The 4,063-nt window shown below is 42.0% G+C and carries 4 protein-coding genes; all 4 read right to left on the minus strand.

Annotated elements, in window-relative coordinates:
* Nucleotides 1-103: 103 nt before the first annotated feature.
* Nucleotides 104-1,915 (minus strand): DNA primase, encoded by a 1,812-nt coding sequence (gene dnaG / locus RAC86_RS36025; RefSeq protein ID WP_072566558.1) that lies wholly within the window; start codon nt 1,913-1,915, stop codon nt 104-106.
* Nucleotides 1,916-1,948: 33 nt separating this feature from the next.
* Nucleotides 1,949-2,443, minus strand: coding sequence for a YaiI/YqxD family protein (locus RAC86_RS36030; RefSeq protein WP_014114445.1), 495 nt, complete (start codon nt 2,441-2,443; stop codon nt 1,949-1,951).
* 253 nt (nt 2,444-2,696) lie between these two features.
* Nucleotides 2,697-3,509 carry a pyruvate, water dikinase regulatory protein gene (locus tag RAC86_RS36035; protein WP_003226219.1) on the minus strand — a complete coding sequence of 271 codons (813 nt, stop codon included), beginning with the start codon at nt 3,507-3,509 and terminating at the stop codon, nt 2,697-2,699.
* 25 nt (nt 3,510-3,534) lie between these two features.
* Nucleotides 3,535-4,063, minus strand: a 529-nt coding sequence (gene ccpN, locus RAC86_RS36040; RefSeq protein ID WP_377886722.1) for a transcriptional regulator CcpN, incomplete at its 5' end; no start/stop codon positions are given.

Below are 4,063 nucleotides of genomic sequence, written 5' to 3' on the forward strand. Positions count from 1 at the left end.
CAATGTGCGAATAATGAAATGACAATTCATGATGAGGTTAAGCGATCTATTTGCTCCTCCGCAAGGAATCATTGCCAATAAATGCTTCTCACCGGTTTTCCAGTTATTTTAAAGATCGGTTCAATGTAACGATTTCTTGAGCCAGAGAAGCAGCTCTCAAAAAATCTTTTTGCCTTTCGGCTTCGGCTCTTTCCGCCTCTTTTTCTTTTATCATTGACCAATTTCTTTGATTCAACACTTTTTTTACATAATCTGATAACTCGGCTTCGCTGAGCTCTTGATTAATCTGAAGCATTAATATATCAGACAAGAGCTGGCTAATTTGATCATCCGTCACCCTGGCCATCAGATGCTGAGGCGTCAGCTCGGCACCTTCTTCATAAAAAGCGAAAAGATAGGCGGCTAATGCGCGGTGCTCATCAATATTAAATTGAAAGCCTACCCGGTCAATCACTTTTTTGATAACGCTCCGATCTCGAAGCATGTGGGCGAGTAACAGCCTTTCTGCATTTTCATACGCCGGGCGCAGACGTTTTTGCCTTGCTTTTGTCGTCAGATGCGCTCGCCGCGTTTTCGTTTCACCGCCACTGTCAGCAGGTTTGTTTTGCTTGCTGAAAACAGACAGCTGCTCGGTTAAAGACTCCTGTGACAGCGAAAACTCTGAAGCAAGCTGTTTTACATAGACTTCCTGCTCAAGAGACCCTGAAAGCGTGCTGATTTCTTTCAGTACGTCTTTAATGTAAGCTAAGCGGTCGCCTTCATCAGACAGGTTCTTTCCCTTTCGGAAATATTGCATTTTGAACGCCATTACGGTGACACTGGCGTCGATAATGTCGTTTTTAAATTTTTCCCCGCCGAACTTTTTGATGTAATCGTCAGGGTCCAACCCGTCAGGAATCATTGCAACTCTGACTTTGCAGCCTTTATTTTGCAGAAGATCTGAAGCTTTTAAAGTGGCTTCATAACCGGCTTTATCAGAGTCATAGCAAAGAATGATTTCTTCGACATTTCTTCTCAGGATCTTGACATGATCATCTGTCAGAGACGTTCCCATCGTGGCTATGCTTTCTTTCACACCCGAGCTTACGGCCGATATGACATCGGCAAATCCTTCAAATAAGACTGCTCTTTCCTGCTTTCTGATATGAAGGCGGGCCTTATAAAAATTGTAAAGCAGTTTACTTTTATGAAAGAGCGGTGTTTCAGGACTGTTCATATACTTAGGCTGCTGGCTGCCAAGAGCCCTGCCAGAGAAAGCAACAACAGACCCGTGGTGATCATGGATCGGAAACATGACGCGGTTTCTGAAACGGTCAAAATATCCGCTCCCGTCTTCGCGTCTGATCAGGAGACCCGCTTTTTCCATTTGCGCCTCACTAAAGCCTCTCTTTACGAGAAATTTCGTGATGAAGTCCCAAGAATCAAGAGCATAGCCGATCTGAAATTCATCTATCAGCTCTTTCGTAAAGCCCCTTGAAAGCAGATAATCCAGCGCCTCTTGACCTTCTTTTGTATTTATTAACAAATGATGGTAAAATTTCTTCAGGAGCTCATGAGCCTCAGCCATTTTTTGTTCTCCAGAAGATTCTGGCCGGGCTCCGGAATGGACTGTTATATTATCTGGAAAATCAATTTGGTATTTGTCAGCAAGGTGAGAAACCGACTCGGCAAATGAATAGCCTTCCATCTGCCTTAAAAAAGAGAAAACATTGCCGCCCGCTCCGCAGCCAAAGCAATGAAAAATCTGTTTGTCGGGCGATACGGAAAACGAAGGTGTGCTTTCTCCATGAAAAGGACAGAGTCCAAAGTAGTTTCGGCCTTGCTTCTTTAATTGAACATAATCACCTATGACTTCAACGATATCTGCCGACTTTTGTACCTGATCCACAATTTCATCTGGTATCCGATTTGCCATCTTATAACACTCCGTCGTACATTATTCGATGCTTTAGTGCAAAATCCCTTCATCGTTCGACAGGATTTTTTGCAGCAGTGTAATAAATCGTTCTCGATCTTCTTTATTCAATTTTTTAGGCCCTTTGGCGTATATGCCTTTTCTCCTTTGTTTGCCGGAAAAATGACGGCTCTCAAGAGCAAAATCAATCGTGCCCTCTTTGTAAAGACGCCCTCTTTCCGACATGACGGAGACATTTCTGTTCAACAGCAGGGATGCTAATCCGATGTCCTGCGTCACAACAATATCTCCCGGTTTTACGTGATTTGCGATATATAAATCAGCAGCTTCTTTATGAGGATCAACATACTTCCATTTTTCTTCATTGCTTCTCGAAAGCTGATAATGTTCAAATGAAGCGACAAAAAGAACTTGAACTTCATACTTGGATGCTGTTTGTAAAATTTCATCTTTTACCGGACAAGCATCTGCATCGACAAAAATCGTCTTTTCTTGTTCATTAAGAAGAGTAATTCTCCATCCCTCCATTAAACTCCTGCATAAAAGCAAGCAAAATCGCACATCCTTTAACATTGCGGACGTATATGAATTTGTCGAAAAATTTCCGGGAGAAATTCTTGACATCTTACCCATAATAGTTTATTCGTATCACACGAACCTTAAACCTAAAATTAATCATTTTATCACAATTTTTTATTATAATACAAACTTCACAAAGATGCTATTATTTTTCATTATTCCCTTTTGGCATAGCCAAAAACCCAGGATAGAGCGTCCTGAGTTACATGTTTTTTGTTTTGAGATGATGGATAATATTTGCTGTTTCTTCAACCGCTTTATTTGAAACATCAACAACCTGGCATCCGATCCGGTCCACAATCTTTTCGAAATATTCCAGTTCCTCTTTGATTCTGTTGATATTTGCATAGATCGCTTTGTCATTAAGCCCAAGTGATTTTAACCGTTCTTTTCTGATATGATTCAGTTTATCCGGGCTAATCTTTAAGCCTATGCATTTTTTCGGATCAACGTTAAAGAGTTCTTCCGGCGGGTCAACCTCGGGAACAATCGGAACATTGGCAACCTTCAGGCGCTTGTGGGCGAGATATTGAGACAGCGGTGTTTTAGACGTTCTGGATACCCCGATCAAAACGATATCAGCTTTTAAAATCCCTCTTGGATCACGTCCATCATCGTATTTTACTGCAAACTCGATAGCCTCCACTTTTTTGAAATAGTCTTCATCAAGCTGGCGCACCCGCCCTGGTTCGTATTTCGCTGTTAAACCGTAGGCTGTTTCCATTTTATCAATTAACGGGCCGATAATATCATAATATAAAACATTTGCTTTATCCGCTTCGGCAATCAAATATTCTCTGATTTCCGGCACCACTAGTGTGAAACAAATAATGCCGCCGTCTGCCTTTGCAAGTGAAATCACTTCATTGATAGTGCCTATATCTTCAACATAAGGAATTCTTCTGACATGTGTATCGTCCGCTGAACCGTTAAATTGGCTGAGCGCTGCTTTTACTACCAATTCAGCCGTTTCACCGACGGAATCCGATACAACATAGATGATGCGGTTATTCATATTATCCCCCCGTTAGTTTGCGATCTTATAGGATTTCATTTTCAGATAAACTGACAAGTATTTTTGTCATATTTGTTTTTGTCACTCTGCCGATGACTTCAAAGCCTTTGTCGGTATCTTTGATGACAGGCAGTGCATCAATTTGTTTTTCTATCAAGTGCTTTGCAATGTCCATCACATAATCCTCGCGTCTGCACACCGTAATATTCGGCATCCTTGTCATGATGATGTGAACAGGGACAGATGTAAGCTCCTGCTGGCCTATGCTCGCTCTCAGCAAGTCTTTTCGTGAAAGCACCCCGACTAAAACAGCATCGCGGTCCACCACAAACAGAGTACCTACATCTTCTAAAAACATGGTGCAAATCGCATCGTACACAGAAACATTTTCGTGAATCACGACGGGGATAGATTGAAAGTCTTTCACTTGAAGCTTTTTGAGTTTATCTGCCAAAAGCTGGGTACCGGTTTTCCCAGTGTAGAAATAACCGACTCTCGGGCGCGCCTCAAGGAATCCTGACATGGTGAGTATGGCTAAATCCGGACGCAATGTT

Source organism: Bacillus sp. LR_5 (assembly GCF_042709275.1).